The organism is Spirochaetota bacterium (genome assembly GCA_035477215.1).
Classification (GTDB): Bacteria; Spirochaetota; UBA4802; order UBA4802; family UBA5368; genus MVZN01.
In genome coordinates this window covers 16,270-31,712 of record DATIKU010000003.1, presented here as the reverse complement: position 1 = coordinate 31,712, position 15,443 = coordinate 16,270, and the positions used below count along the sequence as shown (strand labels likewise).

Here is a 15,443-nt window from a genome sequence, read left to right as displayed (position 1 = left end):
TTTCACACTAACGAGGACTGTCATGACACGAGGCATGATATACAAGGCCATGTTCATAGTGGCGATACTTGTATTTGCCGTTCTGCTCATTCTGCCCACCGTCGGAAAACGGGAGATGAGCGTCGTTCTTGAGAAAGACGCCACGGCGGAACAGGTTGCCGATCTTGAAAAGCGCTTTACCGGGGGCGGCATGCTTGTAGTGAGGACCGATGGGGTCGTGTCGGTCAGCGGATACGGGATAAACGACGCCGTGATGAACGAAGTGAAGATCATCTCCGGTGTCAAGGACGTGCGAATACTGCCGCACTGGTCCGAGAAGGCGCTTCTGGCGAAGAAGATGAATCTCGGCCTGGACCTGCAGGGCGGAATGAACCTGGTCATGCGCGCGGATTTTGAGAGCATAGAGCACAAGCAGGGAAAGAAGCTAACCGATTCCGAGAAGAGGGACATAACCCAGCAGGCACTTGAACTGCTGCGAAACCGCATAGACAAGTTCGGCGTTTCCGAACCCTCCATACGGCCGCGCGGCGTGGAGGCGATCGAGATACAGCTCCCCGGCGTAAAAGATCCCATGAGCGTAAAGAAGGCCATCGGCACCACGGGACGGGTCGAGTACCGACTGGTGGACGATGAATATACGCGCCTGGCGGGGCTCTGGCTTAAAAACAATGTGCACAGGCTTAAAGAGGGGAAAATACCCGAAGACGTCGAACAGCAATACACGATACTGGAGGAAGCGGCGAAGGCCATAGGTCTGTCTCCTAAAAGCGAGCTGCTTTTCTTCTACGAGCGGGACGAGAAAACAAAAAAAATACTGCCGGCCTATCCCATAGCCCTTGAGAAAAAGGTTGCGCTGGCGGGTGACGATATCAGCAGGGCCTGGGTGGGACACGACGAGTTTGGCCGTCTCTCGGTGCATTTTACCACCACGCCGGACGGCGCTTCGAAGTTCGCGACCGTGACCTCGGCGAAGAACCACGGAAGAAAACTCGCCATCGTCATCGACGAAAAGGTGCGCAGCGCCCCGCAGGTAAATGTGCAGATAACCACGGGTCAGGCGCTGATTCAGGGCGATTTTACCCTCGAAGAGGTGAACACGCTCACCCGTATCATCAAGGAGGGCGCGCTTCCCGTAAATCTCGTCATAATCGAGGAGCGCACGGTCGGTCCGTCGCTCGGCCAGGACGCGATCGATGCCGGAATAAAGGCGACCATCATGGCCTTCTCGGTGGTTATGATCTTCATGGTCGCCTACTACAAGCTTTCGGGATTCATAGCCTCGGTCGGCCTGATATTGAATATGATCTGTCAGCTCGCGTTGCTTTCGTGGCTGGGATTCACCCTGACCCTTCCGGGTATAGCCGGGTTCATTCTCACCCTCGGCATGGCGGTGGACAGCAATGTGCTCATCTACGAGCGCATTCGCGAGGAACAGCGCTCCGGCAAGTCGCCGCGCATCGCGGTGGTCAACGGTTTTGAAAGGGCCTTCTGGGCCATTGTCGACTCCAACATCACCACGCTTATCGCGGCGTTCGTGCTCTCGCAGTTCGGGACCGGCCCGATAAAGGGTTTCGCCGTCACCCTTTCGATCGGCCTCATATCCAGCCTCTTCGTGGTGCTGTATGTCACCCGGTTCGTGTTCGAGCTGCTGTCGCTCTCGAAGAACCTGAAAAAACTGAGTGTATAAAAGGAGAATCGCTTTGGATAGGGTGATAGACTTTCTTAAATATAGATGGATCGCGATCGGTTTCTCACTGATCGTCATTACTCTGTTTTCCGTGACCACCTATCTCAAAGGCGGATTCACCTGGGGAATCGATTTTATCGGCGGCGTAAAACTGACCGTACAGTTCGAAGGGCCGACCGATCCCGGCGATGTGCGCAAAACGCTCGACAAAAACGGCATCAAGGCCGATGTCCAGCTATATGGCAGGGGCGAGCTTCACGAGTTCGTTGTTTCCTCGAAGCTTCTCGAGAGAGGGGAATCATCCGAAAAGAGCTCGGATACCATTAAAGCCGTACTCAGCGCGGCGTACCCGAAAATCAAGATACTTGCCACCGAGACCGTAGGGCCGGCGGTGGGAGACTTTTTAAAGAAATCCGCGGTAAAGCTCATGTTAATCGCGCTTTTGCTCATGGCGCTGTACCTTGTGTTCCGTTTCGAACTCAAGTATTCGGTGGGTGTGATGGTCGCGGTGGTCCATGATGTATTAATGGCCTTCCTATTCTGCGGGTTTATGGGCGTCGAGATCAACGTGCCCATTGTCGCGGCCATCCTCACGATCTTCGGCTATTCGGTCAACGATACCATCGTCATCTTTGACCGCGTGCGCGAAAACCTCAATATTCACGCCAAGAGCGCCTTTGGGCAGATCCTGAATATCTCGGTCACGCAGACCCTCACCCGTACCTTTATCACCTCGCTCACCGTGCTTTTCTGCGTACTGTCGCTGTATATCATAGGCGAGGGCACCATCAGCGATTTCGCGCTCGTTATGTTCGCGGGACTCATCAGCGGCACGTATTCGACGATTTACATCGCCGCACCGGTCGTTCTGTGGTGGCATAAAGCGCGTTCCGAATGAGGCAAGGCGATGCGGCTTGTGCTGCGATACATCGCCGTATGCACGGTCGCATTGATGGTTCGCGTTTCAGCCGCGCCCGCTGCGGACGCGGCTCCGGCTCCGCCTGAAAGTGAGTACTCCGCCGAGGCCGTCCTCGGCTTCGCGCGCCACCTCGCCCGGCGCGGTGAGTACTTCAGGGCGTATACGGAACTCTCCCGCCTGAAAAGCTATTATCCCGGCCATGTCGATGAAGCCCGCCTCAAGCTAAGCGAGCTGTACCTGCTCTACGGAGGCGGACGTTACGGGGCCATCACCGAGATGGTTCGCTCGTCCGCCAGGGGAGTCTCGTGCCCAGAAAGGATTTTCTCGGCGGACGCGGCAATCGCACTCGGCGAGTATGGCCGGTCACTCGAGACGAGCATCGGCATGCCCGCGGAGGGATGCGAGCCCTTCATCGATTCGGCGCTCCGGCGTCGCACATTCATCTCGCTCATTCTGTTAAACAGGGTCGAGGAGGCGAAACGTCTTGAAAGCCCGCAAACTCTGCGTTCCGACGACGCTTTTAATCCGGCCGCGCATGCGGCGCTTGCGGAATATGCGCGCGACGGTTTTGCCGGGAGGAGGTCTCCCCGCACAGCGCTCGCGCTGGGCGCCGTTCCGGGAATGGGTTACGTTTACGCGGGCAACCGTCAGAACGGGGCACTGGCCTTCCTGGTGGTATCGGCATTTTCCGCCTTGACCTATTTCTCGTTCCGTACCGACAATGCTCCGCTGGGCTTTGTCTTCGGAGCGTCGGCGGCCGTGTTTTACGGCGGCGGTATCGTCGGCGCTTATCGGGAGACTCTGCGGTATAATCGCTCGATCGAGGAGCGTATACGCGAGAGCGTTTACGAGGAGCTTCGGCCCGGCGATGACAGGGAAGAGATTTTTACAAGATACGGCATAGGCTATGGAGACCGTTGACAGGGCGTACATGGAGCAGGCGCTCAGGCTGGCGTTCGCCGGCATGGGCACCACCTCGCCGAATCCTTCGGTGGGGGCCGTCCTTGTAAGGGACGGCGTGGTGATCTCGACGGGCTCCACCTGCGGCCGCGGCGGCGATCACGCCGAGGTGTGCGCACTCGGCAATGCGTGTGCTCCGGTCGACGGCGGCGACCTGTATGTCACGCTCGAGCCGTGCTGCCACCACGGCAAAACCCCTCCCTGCACTGATGCCCTTATCGCTTCGGGTGTTCGCCGCGTGTTCATTCCGATCCTCGATCCCAATCCCAGGGTGGCGGGCAGGGGAGTGGAATGTCTCAGGAGCGCGGGAGTGGACGTTATTATGATTGATGAGATGGCGTCTGCGGCGAATGACCTCATCCGCCCTTTTAAAAAATACATACTGCACAACCGGCCGTTCGTGGTGCACAAGGCGGCCATTTCTCTTGACGGCAGGATCGCCACGCATTCGGGTGATTCCCGCTGGATTTCAGGAGACGCCTCGCGATTTCTGGTGCACCGACTGCGCTCGCTTGCTGACGCGATCATCGTCGGCAAAGGGACGGTGGAGAAGGACGATCCGGAGCTCAACGTCCGGCTGGGCTCGTTTTCCGATGAGGCGCGGGAACCGTTTGCGCGGGAGAGCTGGCGGATTGATGGTTACCAGAACCATTTTCTCAGGCTCCTTCTCGAGTCTGTGGCATTCAACACCGCGGCCGCGCCGCTTCGGGTGGTTATCGGCATACCGGACATGCTGCGTCCGGATTTGAAGATCTTCGGCGACGACAGGGTCCTTCTCATAGGCACAGAAAAACAAAGGAATTTATTGGAGGGCCGGCAGGATCATCTCTTCGTGCGCGAACTGGAAGATTCGGGGCGGCTCGCTCTGGTGGATGGGGACTCTCCTGCCGAGATTGCGGATAATGTCTTGCGGCTGCTGCACGGTCGTGGTATAATGATGGCCCTGCTGGAGAGCGGCGGAATACTCGCGGCGTCGTTTTTCGATGCGAACGCCATCGACCAGTATATCTATTTCATAGCTCCGCGCGTTATCGGCGGGGGAGTTCCGGTACTGAACGGCAGGGGGGGGGATACTATAGCCGGTTCGCTTCGCCTGCGCGACATCTCAACGGTCGTGATCGGCGAGGATGTTCTGTACGGCGGCTATGGCGGGATTTCGTAAGGCTCCGGATATGTAATATCTGAGAGGTAGTGCGTGTTTACCGGATTGATCGAAGAAATAGGCGTTGTAAAAAGCCTCGAGAGCGCCCAAACGGGCGCAACGCTGTCGGTGTCCGCGGCGCGGGCGCTTGAGGGCACGGCCGTCGGTGATTCAATCTCGATCGACGGCGCCTGCCAGACGGTGACCCGCCTGGCAGGAGGGACGTTTTCGGTTTTCTGTTCCAGCGTGACACTTCAGACGACCACGCTCGGCTCGTTCGGCCCCGCCAGGAGAGTGAACCTGGAACGGGCGGTGACACCCAACGGGCGCCTGGGGGGTCATATCGTCCAGGGGCATGTCGACGGCAGGGGAACGGTAAGGGCGGTGCGGCGAGACCCGGACGGTACCGGCATCGACATCGCGGTCCCGGAAGCGCTTTCCCGCTACATCGTGGCGAAGGGGTCGGTAGCGGTAGACGGGATTTCCCTTACCGTCGTCTCGCTCCTTCCGACCGGGTTCAGCATTTACATCGTCCCGGAAACCGCGGCAAAAACCACTCTGTACGAGCGAAAAGCGGGGGACGCCGTAAACATCGAGGTCGATATACTCGCCAAATACGTCGAGCGCATGCTAAGTCTTCGCTCGTCAGACAAGCCGACCGCACGGGATGATGATTTGAAACGCAAACTGCTGGAGGGGGGGTATCTGTAACGGGATGCGCGCGCCGAAGGGTCTCTCTTTGTCGTAACCGCCAACGGCGATGGTAACGCGCTCTTCGTTAAAGGTGGCTTGCGGGGAAAAGCTTCGCGAGCTCTTCGCGCGAGCGGATGCTGAAGAACTTGTCGAGATACGCCAGCCTGAAGACGTTCATGATGGCCGGGTCGATGCTGTACAGGAGTATCTCCCGCTTCTCGTTTTTCGCGATATTGACCGCCTTTATAAGGGAACCGATCCCGGACGAATCGATGTATTTCATCGCGGAGAGGTCCAGGATTATCCACTTGCTCCCTGCGCATTTCTCCAGCGCGCTCTCGAAAGCGCCAACCTGCTCGATATTGAACCTTCCTTTTATCGCGAGCAATATGGCGTTATCGCTGATTTTTTTCGGTTTAATTTCCATTCCCCTTCCGGTAAGATCATTGAATATCCGTAGAACACCCGTCCCGGCCGCGCCCGCATCGGAGAAGCCGTCATTTTCCGTGGCACGCCGGAGAGTCTAATAACCACAATCATAAAAAAATCAAAGATTGAATATCTCTTTTAGACGGATTGTACCCGGTTTAATGGGCAATTCAACAATTTTTCTTCCCTGCCGGGCCGAAAGATAGACGGCGTGAATCGCCTCGATCGCACGGTAACCGTCGAGACCGCCCGAGCTTACGGGGATGTCCTCCCCGGCAAGAAGCCGTTTCGCCTCGGAGTATTCCCGTGTGAAGTAGTTGAGACGTCTGAAGCGGGGGAAGGGTTTTTCAACAAGGTCGCGAAAGCCCGTGTAGTGATGCGACGCACGGGTAGTGAAAAACGACTGGTAGCCGTTACCCGCGATGATTTTTCCCCTGGTGCCCGATATGGCGAGCTCGAAGACGAAGTACTCCCTGGCCCCGCCCGCTTCGAGAAACACGTCCACGCCGCCGCGCGTCCGTATCCATGCCGTGGCCCGGTCCTCGAAACCGCTTTTTCGATTTCCCGAGCGGTTGAAATCCCCGACGACAGTGGCGATATCGCCGAAGAAGTATCTTATAAGGTCCATCATGTGGGTGCCGTCGTGAAGGAGCGGCCCGCCTCCCTGCTCGATCCTGGACCTGCCCAGGAAACCGGCGGTCAGTATGGAGGCATGCACTGTCCTGATTTCGCCTATGGCGCCGTCGTCGAGCATTTCCTTGATCTTCCGATAGCGCATGTCGTAACGGCGCTCGTGGTTGATGATAAGGCTCGTGCCGTGCGCTTCGCAGGAGGCGATTAATCTGGAGGCATCGCGGAGGTTCGGGGCGATGGGTTTTTCGCATACGATCACACGGGCACCGTTCGCGGCGGCGCGCGTACCGATATCGGTGTGCGATTCGATCCAGGTGCTTATGATCACGAGTTCGGGGCGGACCGAATCTAATAGTTCGCGGTGGGAGGTAAAGGCGTTTTCATTCGGGATTCCCGATAGGCGGACAAAGCCTTCGAGCCTGCCGGGATCGATATCGCACGCGTGCGTGATGCGCAGGCCGGCCGAAGATGCGCCGCCGAAATGCGTGCATGGCTTGTAGCGAAGCGGGTCGGATTCGAGCATGAAGCCGATCCTTCCGCAGCCGATAAGCGCGATGCCCGGTCGTTTCATGTGGGGGCCGCGTAGATTTCAGAGGATGGGCAGATACTCGTTTATCTCGTAATCGGTGATGTGCGAGTTGAATCGATCCAGCTCGAGCATCTTGTTTTCTATGAAGTTGTCGACGAGCCGCGCACCGAGCGTCTCCCGCATGAGCTCGCTTTTATCCAGATAGATCAGGGCCTCGCCGAGCTGGGTGGGCAGGGGCTCGAGGCCCATCTTCTGGAAATCGGCCCTGCATGAAACATTTTGCGTCGAGTCGAGCGGGGGAGGAAGCTCATAGCGTTCTTTAATACCCTTGAGGCCGCTTGCCAGGATGACCGCGAATACGAGATATGGATTACAGGCCGGGTCCGGGTTCCGGAGTTCCACGCGCATGGTGCGCGGTTTGTCGGGTTTACATTCGGGGACGCGTATGAGCGAGGTGTCGCAGCGCGTGCTCCATGAGATATGCGTCGGCGCCTCGAAGCCGTGGAGCAGGCGCTTATATGAATTGATCCACTGGTTCGTGATCGCGAAAAAATCCCTCGAGTGTTTCAGTAATCCGGCGATATAGTGCCGCCCCTCCTTCGAGAGAAACGACTCCTCGTTTGCGTCGAAAAAGATGTTCTCTTCATCGCGAAAAAGCGACTGGTGGACATGCATGCCCGACCCGTTCTGCCCGGCCATGGGTTTGGGCATGAACGAAGCGTAGATTCCGTTAGACTGGCCGATCTCCTTGGCAATGAGCCTGAAGGTCATGATGCTGTCGGCCATGGTGAGCGCGTCCTCGTGCCTGAGGTCGATCTCGTGCTGGCTGTACGCCCCCTCGTGGTGGGAAGAGATGACGCCGATGCCCATTTTCTCGAGCATCAGTACGGTCTGGCGCCGATAGTCGGTGGCGACATCGAGCGGGGTGAGATCGTAGTAGCCGCCGCGGTCGAGAATCTCGGGCGCGGCGGAATTCTTGAAAAAGAAGAATTCAATCTCCGGCCCTGTATAGAAGGAGTAGCCGTCGTCCGAGGCTTTACGGAGGATATTCTTGAGTATGTAGCGTGAATCTCCCTCGTAGGGGGTCATGTCGTTTTTATATATATCGCAGAACATGCGGGCGACCGAGTCCTCCTTCGGGCGCCACGGTAGAACCTGGAAGGTCGAGGTGTCAGGAAGGGCGATCATTTCCGATTCGTCCCTGCGGCTAAAGCCCTGAAGAGTGGAGCCGTCGAAGCGCACCCCTTCGATGAGGGCGTCTTCGAGCTCGTCGATCGTTATCGCAAAACTCTTGAGAAAGCCCAGAATATCGGTAAACCAGAACCTGATGAATTTAACCCGGCTTTCGCTCGCGAGCTTCAGTATATATTCTTTGTCTTTGTCCATCTATCGTATTCCATTTCTCCTGATGCCGTGGATTACCGCGGCCTTCACCACGGCCGAATGATACTCCTGCGGTGAAATAATTCCGCTTTCCATCTCTTCATGCAGCAGGCGAAGAATCATGTAGAACATGTCCCACCTCCGGTGCGCGTCTGGTATACTTATCGGCGCGCCGGGAGGCGGTTTATTAGGGCCCGAACCGGTTTTCGTGGAAATCGGGCGGATATACAACCGCGTTTATCCTACAGGTGAAACACCCCGGATTGTGTATGTAAACCACTTTTTTCCGTGTGCAATGGTCCACAGGGCGGGGTGTTCCTGAAACGCGGGAAGCCTAGAAGCTGAGATAGATAAGGATGATGAAAATTACGAGCAGGAGGGCGAAAAGGCCCATGATGACGTACGTCATCTGGGACATTCCCATCTCGACCTTCGCGGTTTTGTCCTGTTCCTTGAATGGATATCCGGCCGATATGGATTTTTTGCTGATGGGGCCGTCGACCCCGGGGTCATACATGCGGAGTTTGACCTGACGCTCATCCTCGATTATTTTACCGTAAATCCCCGGGGCTATCAGGGAAAGGATTTCGATGGGATCGCTTTTACTGTTTGCCTTTATGTCGATAACCTCGCAGGGAACCGGCCGTACATGGTCCTCTACCCTCAGGTTGAGAATGTCGATGAAGTATTTTTCGCGCTCGGAATTCGCCACTATTTTGGCCATAATCCGATCGCCGATTTTAAGCTCGTACAGCGGTTTTCCTTTAACCGGCGCGAGGATGGGCTGAAGGGGGAGTATTACCGAACCGTCCTCCAGGTTGTAGCCCTTTTTGGCCGCCTGGGCCGCCGGAGTTTCGGCGGTTTTTTGCCGTTTCTCGCGGACGGTTTTGAACTCCTCTTCGGTGGCTTCCTGTATGCCTATTTCAAGAATAAGGTTTTTGTCGTGTACGATGCGATAGAGAATGTCCGAAATGAATATCTCAACCCGGTCGTAATCATAATTGAGGGCCGATTCGTACAGCTGGGAATTGAGGTTGGGCTGAGCCAAGACCGCCTTGAGCAGGTCCATGAGAGACGAACTCATGCTTGAGTTGAAGTTTCCCTTCCACTTGAGCTCCATTATGTTTTCCTCATAACGCTCCCATCCGACATGGGGCTCGAGCTCGAAGACGTTGGAAAAGGTCGACACTATTATGTTCTGGTTTCCGATGGCGCCCTCGGTGTCGAAAACCACGAAGAAGACGCCGTAGAGGTTGAGTGACTGCGACTTGAATCGGCCTTTTATTATGAGGTAATTGCCGCCTTCGAGGAATTCGCCCTGGGTTCTGTCTTCAGCCATTTCCCTGTTCCACACGCTTTAAAGTGAATCAGAAACCGGCGATACCGTTTCTCCGGGTCCCTAGGGTGTCGTTATCCTCCGGGAGGCGTTTCGGGCCATAGCACGAACGCGCAATCCTTTTTATAATATATGGATTTCCGGAAACTCAAACCGCGCCGCAGTCTACGCATAAATTGCATCTCTGTCAATATAAAATTAATTTATTTTTATACCGGTCACATGCAGGGATGAATCATCGCGTGAAAAATCCGTTCAAGGCGCCGGGGTATTCGCTCTATGCGACCGTCTGTCCCCGGGAGGGTGGTTTCTGCTTCTTGGAACGCGGGCGGATGAACCGGCGATATCCTCCTTTTATCTGGCAAGCCTGTTGACTTTTTCGCTTTACCGTTTCATGATCGGAGAAAGGCGGAAAAATGGACTGTTCCGCGGGTGGTTTACGGCCGAAAATAACAGTGAGTAGAATCGGTGTTGCCGGCCGCTGATGGCGGGGGGATATTTATGGAAGACCAGGGTTTAAATATGGGTAACAACGGGAAAGGGGGCACGATCAGGCTTGCCGGTAAAGTGGTGCTGGTGGCGCTGATATTTGCGGTGGTCTTTTATCTCATTTATTTCACCTCACAGTATGGGAAGGCGAACTTCGTCCTTTCAAGCCAGGAGATAACATCCGGGGACGAGGCGCAGGTAACCCGGTACAGGGGCAAGGACAAGGTATATTTCTTTTTGAACCGGAAATTCGAGAACCTTGATTCAAATATGTTCGCGATCGAGATTGAATATTTCGAGAATACCGATTTTCGGCGGTATAAGCAGATAAACTATGAAATAGATAAGGACTTCCAGGCCCTTGGCGCGTATATTCCCACCGAGTATTTCCGGCGGCCGGGAAAGTATCGGATAAAGGCGTCACTGGACGGCAAGGTCGTAGCGGCGAATGTAATCGAGTATGCCGAGAAGTGAAAGGCGGCAATGATTTGATTTGTCGCGCCGCCGAAGGAAGCAATGGTTTTTCTCCGCCTCGGGGCGGATGAAGTACCGGTGCTTCTGGCATTGGCGACAATTCCATCGATCAAGGTGTGGCGAAAATGTTGAATAAGAAAAATACCGGGTATGGTCCGCTTATCTCGCTTGCCGTGTGGTTTTTATCACTCATGTCGGCGGTTACGGCGTCGGCCTATTCAGATCAGACCACCACCGAGCGGATACTTAACGAAAACAAGTCGTTCATCGACTTCATGGACGTGTGCGTGACGAATTTCGGCGAAGAGCGGAAAGACCTGTTCAAGGAGGTGTATCGTAGTCACTTCAACGCCGAGGTGGCCTTTCTTCAGTCCGATTACAGGGGCGCGTTCAAAAGGCTCTACGAGTCGCAGGGAAAGCATGTGGGACTCTTCGCCGAGATGGTGAGGGACTGGTACCTCGAAGGCTCCAAGGACATTCTCGACAGCATCGCGCCGGAGATCATCAGGTCGAAAAACTCAAGGGCCAAGCTGTACCTGACTCTTGGTTACCGCGACAGGGCCGTGGGCTTCAACCACTACACCATCGGCACCGCGTCGAATCCGAAGCTCCATTCGTATAAGATTTACAAATATGTCGAATCCATAAAGATGGCCCGAAGGGCCAAGCGGTATGCGTTCCTGGCCCTCTATGAAAGCCGCACGGGCGAAATGAAGAGGAAAATATTCAACCACTTGTTCGAAATGGAACGGGAGGCGGGCAGCCCCTTCTATAACAGGTTTCTGGCGAAGAATGGAGACTCGTTTCTAAACGAGCTTAACAGGGAATACTATGATTACGCTCCCGAAGAGGCCACTTCAGAAAAGCCCGCGGATGGCGTACCTGTAACGCAACCCGGCCGGGAGTTCGGCAGCTTTGAAAAGAGGACCGAGCGGCGGGTGCGCTTCAGAGGGGAAAAGACGGTGGCGCATCATCTCCTGGCCGAGGAGTTCGAAAAGGCCGAGGACACCATCCGCGAATACGTGGACGACTTTAATTTTAAGATCATCAAGGCGACCATCGAAATGCTCGCCGCGGAAAGAGGCGAGCCGGGCGGCGGCGTTGAGTATAAGAAATTCCTTCTGCATCACACCGACAATTACGCGCGTTTCTCGAAAGAGTCAGCGCTTTCCACCTTCTCCGGAACAGTGAAGGTTGAGGATCTCGTGGAAAAGGAAAAACCAGCCGGCGAAATGAAGCCGGGGGACAAGACGGCCGAACACGCCGGGGAGGAGCCCGCCGAAGCGAAGAAGTGAGCGGCCCTCCCGGCGTGAATAAATGCACAGGCCCCTCCCGCGCTCGCGGACTGCACAATTATGGAAGATCCAAAGGAACTTTTGCACAAGGTTCATCGTCGGGTGCTTGACGAAATGCGGGGTGGCGGTGACGCCCGCTCGCGCGACGCCGCCAGCAAGATCGGCGAAGCGGACCGCAATCTCAGGAAGGCCATCGCAGCCCTCTATCTGGCGCTGGAGGAGCTCGACAATCCCACGATGGCGGTGGACATCCTGTCCGAGCACGCCGCCATGCTGGTCGATATGATCAGGCAGATCAAGGGCGGGCGTTAGTTCTATCCGGATATCAAATAATTGTTGCATTTATTAGTAATAATGTAACAATCACTCCTGTAATGCCGGGGCGCTCGGTGTCGTTTCCACGAGTACACTTTCCGGGGGTATGAATATGATGAAAGGGCGCGTGGTGAAAAGCTGCGTGATCGCGGCGGTTGTATCGCTGTGCGTTGCAGTCATAGCGGGGTGTGCGAATGAGGAATTCGGCGGTCTTGGTATCGAGGTGCCGTCGGGCGAAGGCAAGGTCGGCAGGGATAGTCCCTATGTGATCGTCTCGGTCTACAAGGGAGGAACCGGCGATATGGCCGGGCTGCACTCCGGCGATACGATCCTGAGCGTTGACGGGCATCCTTTAAAAGGGATGCAGCACGACTATATTGTAAAAAACCTGCTGCGCGGGAAGCCGGGCTCCATGGTTACGCTCGAGTTGGAGCGGGGCGGCGAGCTTATGATCTTCAGGGTTTTGCGCGGCAAGGTCGTCCTTAAAGAGTGAATCAGCAAATTCCCACCGACAGGACAACCCATGACGGCTAAAAAGTTCGCCTGGATTCTACTCATTGCATTCACCGTATTCGTCTGGACAGTGCTTGCCGTGGATATCGTTTACTGGTATTTTTATTGATCATGAAAAGCGTTATAGACAGGGTCAAGGAATCGATCGATCGGATGCCGACGCTTTCGCCGGTCATCCATAAAATCACCGAGGTGGCGAACAACGTCAAATCGTCGGCGCAGGATCTTACCGACGTAATCCAGCTGGATCCCGTGCTCACCGCGAAAGTCATACGCATGGTCAACTCCGCGTATTTCGGACTGCCCCAGGAGATTAAATCGCTCAAGCAGGCGGTGGTCATGCTGGGGCTGAATACCATAAAGAACGTCGCGCTTTCCTCGGCCTTTCTCGGCAAGGTGAACCTCAAGGCAAACACGTCTCTCAACGGACGGGATTTCTGGAAGCACTCGCTGGGGGTTGGCGTGGCGACGAAGCTCATCGCGCGCAAAATGAATATCGACCAGAAGGTTCTGGAGGAATACTTTATAGCCGGCCTCATCCACGACATCGGCAAAGTGCTCATCAACAACTTTTTCCCGGATGAGATGAACCGGGTGCTCGAAGAGGCCGCCAAACGGCTTGAGCCCATAACCGACATTGAGCGCAATATTTTCGGCCTCACGCACGAGGAGGTCGGGATCGCCATCGGCAAAAAATGGCGCTTCGCGAGCAGCCTTCTCCACGCCGTGGGCCGGCACCATCAGCCCGTTGTGGAGGGCGGATCCGCGTTGTTTTCGATGACCGTGTGCGTGGCGGACACCTTCGTTAAATCCCTTGAAATCGGCTTCAGCGGAAACTACCGGATCGAGCCGGTCCCCGAGGAGGTGTGGGCGGCCTTGAATCTCAACGAGGAGGCGGTTTTCGCGGCGCTCTCGACGATCAACAACGAAATCGAGAAAGCGGTGCTGTTCCTCAAATAAATTATGAGTGGATGGAGGGTCACATTCTGGGGGGTGAGGGGCTCTATTCCGGTCCCGGGGCCTTCAACGGTAAAGTACGGCGGCAACACTTCGTGCCTCGAGATACGCTCCGACGAGGGCGACTGGATCATCTTCGACGCGGGTACGGGACTGCGCGCCCTCGGCGATTCGCTTGACCTTTCAAAAAAGCACGAGATCAATCTCATGATCTCGCATCCGCACTGGGACCACATCAGCGGCTTTCCCTTCTTTACGCCCATCTATATTCCCGGTAACAGGGTGACCGTCTACGGCCCCTCCACGTTCGAGCTTTCGATGGAGGACGTCATAGCCGGGCAGATGAAATATTCATATTTTCCGGTCAGGACGGCGGAGCTCTCGGCGGACATCAGGTTCCGCGAGATGAAGGAGGGGGAGGTCCGGGTGGGCAACTTCACCGTGCGAACGCAGCTCCTCAACCACCCGGTTACCTGCCTGGGCTATCGGGTCGGCTACAGGGGGAGGGTCTTCGTCTATCTCGGAGACAACGAGCCGTATTACAACGTTTTTAACGACGGCGATCCCGATACGGAGGCCGTCGCGAGCCGGATGAACGAGCGCCTGGTGGAGTTCGTGCGCGGCGCCGATACGCTGGTGGCGGACGCGCAGTACGTCCCGGCCGAATACGGAAGCCATAAGGGATGGGGCCACAGCCACACGCACCATGTCGTCAACCTCGCGCTCAAGGCGGGGGTGAAGCACCTCTTTTTCTTTCATCACGACCCGCTTCGCACCGATGCGGAGATGGACCGGCTGGTGGAGCATTACCGCGGTAAAATGGCCGAAAAGGGATTTAAGATGGAGATTGACGCCGCCCGCGAGCGCGCGAGCTTCGATCTTTAGGCCGCGCCGGATTTCCCCTCGCAGACTCCTTCGAGCAGCGCCTCGAGGTTTTTCCCCAGGTCGGGGACGTAATACCCTCCTTCGAGTATGCCGAAGATTCTTCCACCCGCCTTCTCGCGCGCAAAGGCGCCCGCGATATGTCCGATCGTACGGTAGTCTTCGGTGGAAAGGTTTCCTCCCCAGTCGTGTTCGTACTGGTCAAAGCCTGCCGAGATGCCGATGATGCCGGCGGCGGCGATCGCGTCCAGTGCGCTTCTCGTTTCGCGCAGAAAATCGCCCGACTGTGACGACTGGATGTTCAGCACGTGGACGTTGCGGTGCGGCCTGAATATCGCCTCGGTGCCGTCGCCGTAATGCAGGTCGATGTCGAGTATCACCGCCGATTCGATCAGTTTTTCGTGAAGGAGCTTTTGAATGGCGATTCCCATGTTGTTGAAAAAGCAGAACCCCCAGTTGTGATCGGGATTGGCATGGTGCCCGGGCGGACGCAGGACCCCGAAGCCGACGAATCCCTGCAGCGCCTCGTGCGCCGCACGGATGGCGCCGCCCGCGGCCATGCACGCCGCCGCGTAGCGGTCGGGGCTGTTTTTCTCCTGGGCGAGGAGCGAGCGGGTATGGCAGCGCAGGATATCCTCTTCCACGCAGGGCTCCGGCCGCACCACGGCGAGCTTTGATGTGAGATGCGCCATGATGGCGCGGACGCGCTCCGGCGATTCGCAGTCGGCGGTGCTGTACGGCGTAAGGTAGACGGGATGATAAATCAGCCTGATTTCTTTTTTGAACCGGGAGATTCCTCTCATTCCAG

General features: G+C 56.2%; 17 protein-coding genes. 11 read left to right on the top strand and 6 right to left on the bottom strand.

The window, feature by feature from the left end; genetic code table 11:
• The first annotated feature begins 22 nt into the window (after positions 1 to 22).
• The 5 genes from secD to VLM75_00600 are packed head-to-tail and all read left to right on the top strand — an operon-like array spanning position 23 to position 5,418.
• On the top strand, positions 23 to 1,687 hold the full coding sequence (secD, locus tag VLM75_00620; GenBank protein HSV95414.1) for a protein translocase subunit SecD: 1,665 nt from the start codon (positions 23 to 25) through the stop codon (positions 1,685 to 1,687).
• A gap of 22 nt (positions 1,688 to 1,709) precedes the next feature.
• On the top strand, positions 1,710 to 2,585 hold the full coding sequence (gene secF / locus VLM75_00615; protein HSV95413.1) for a protein translocase subunit SecF: 876 nt from the start codon (positions 1,710 to 1,712) through the stop codon (positions 2,583 to 2,585).
• 9 nt (positions 2,586 to 2,594) lie between these two features.
• A complete protein-coding gene (locus VLM75_00610) occupies positions 2,595 to 3,527 on the top strand; it encodes a hypothetical protein (protein HSV95412.1) in 933 nt (310 codons plus the stop codon).
• The gene (gene ribD, locus VLM75_00605) at positions 3,514 to 4,728 is read left to right on the top strand and encodes a bifunctional diaminohydroxyphosphoribosylaminopyrimidine deaminase/5-amino-6-(5-phosphoribosylamino)uracil reductase RibD (protein HSV95411.1); all 1,215 of its coding nucleotides are present in this window, start codon (positions 3,514 to 3,516) and stop codon (positions 4,726 to 4,728) included. Before VLM75_00610 ends, ribD begins: the two co-directional genes overlap by 14 nt.
• A gap of 33 nt (positions 4,729 to 4,761) precedes the next feature.
• Entirely contained in the window at positions 4,762 to 5,418 is a 657-nt protein-coding gene (locus VLM75_00600; GenBank protein ID HSV95410.1) for a riboflavin synthase, read from the top strand.
• Between the two features lie 67 nt (positions 5,419 to 5,485).
• Here the strand turns inward: VLM75_00600 and VLM75_00595 are convergent, their stop codons facing one another.
• The 5 genes from VLM75_00595 to VLM75_00575 form a co-directional block, all read right to left on the bottom strand.
• On the bottom strand, positions 5,486 to 5,827 hold the full coding sequence (locus VLM75_00595; GenBank protein ID HSV95409.1) for an STAS domain-containing protein: 342 nt from the start codon (positions 5,825 to 5,827) through the stop codon (positions 5,486 to 5,488).
• 120 nt (positions 5,828 to 5,947) lie between these two features.
• On the bottom strand, positions 5,948 to 7,033 hold the full coding sequence (locus tag VLM75_00590) for a Gfo/Idh/MocA family oxidoreductase (GenBank protein ID HSV95408.1): 1,086 nt from the start codon (positions 7,031 to 7,033) through the stop codon (positions 5,948 to 5,950).
• Between the two features lie 18 nt (positions 7,034 to 7,051).
• Positions 7,052 to 8,377, bottom strand: coding sequence for a glutamine synthetase family protein (locus VLM75_00585; protein HSV95407.1), 1,326 nt, complete (start codon positions 8,375 to 8,377; stop codon positions 7,052 to 7,054).
• On the bottom strand, positions 8,378 to 8,506 hold the full coding sequence (locus VLM75_00580) for a hypothetical protein (protein ID HSV95406.1): 129 nt from the start codon (positions 8,504 to 8,506) through the stop codon (positions 8,378 to 8,380).
• A 202-nt stretch (positions 8,507 to 8,708) separates the two neighbouring features.
• Positions 8,709 to 9,713, bottom strand: a complete 1,005-nt coding sequence (locus VLM75_00575) for a DUF4899 domain-containing protein (protein ID HSV95405.1) — start codon at positions 9,711 to 9,713, stop codon at positions 8,709 to 8,711.
• A 498-nt stretch (positions 9,714 to 10,211) separates the two neighbouring features.
• On the opposite strand from VLM75_00575, the gene VLM75_00570 reads away from it, so the two are divergent.
• From VLM75_00570 to VLM75_00545, 6 genes are all read left to right on the top strand, one after another.
• On the top strand, positions 10,212 to 10,673 hold the full coding sequence (locus VLM75_00570) for a hypothetical protein (protein ID HSV95404.1): 462 nt from the start codon (positions 10,212 to 10,214) through the stop codon (positions 10,671 to 10,673).
• Positions 10,674 to 10,798: 125 nt separating this feature from the next.
• Positions 10,799 to 11,968: a hypothetical protein gene (locus VLM75_00565; GenBank protein ID HSV95403.1), complete on the top strand. Its 1,170-nt coding sequence runs from the start codon at positions 10,799 to 10,801 to the stop codon at positions 11,966 to 11,968.
• Between the two features lie 60 nt (positions 11,969 to 12,028).
• Positions 12,029 to 12,280 (top strand): hypothetical protein, encoded by a 252-nt coding sequence (locus VLM75_00560; protein ID HSV95402.1) that lies wholly within the window; start codon positions 12,029 to 12,031, stop codon positions 12,278 to 12,280.
• 115 nt (positions 12,281 to 12,395) lie between these two features.
• Positions 12,396 to 12,776, top strand: coding sequence for a PDZ domain-containing protein (locus tag VLM75_00555; GenBank protein HSV95401.1), 381 nt, complete (start codon positions 12,396 to 12,398; stop codon positions 12,774 to 12,776).
• Between the two features lie 131 nt (positions 12,777 to 12,907).
• Positions 12,908 to 13,756 (top strand): HDOD domain-containing protein, encoded by an 849-nt coding sequence (locus VLM75_00550; GenBank protein HSV95400.1) that lies wholly within the window; start codon positions 12,908 to 12,910, stop codon positions 13,754 to 13,756.
• Positions 13,757 to 13,789: 33 nt separating this feature from the next.
• Complete coding sequence (locus tag VLM75_00545; protein HSV95399.1) at positions 13,790 to 14,638, top strand: MBL fold metallo-hydrolase; 849 nt, start codon at positions 13,790 to 13,792, stop codon at positions 14,636 to 14,638.
• Here VLM75_00545 and VLM75_00540 read toward each other — a convergent pair.
• Entirely contained in the window at positions 14,635 to 15,438 is an 804-nt protein-coding gene (locus tag VLM75_00540; protein HSV95398.1) for a histone deacetylase family protein, read from the bottom strand. The genes VLM75_00545 and VLM75_00540 overlap by 4 nt on opposite strands.
• Positions 15,439 to 15,443: the final 5 nt, after the last annotated feature.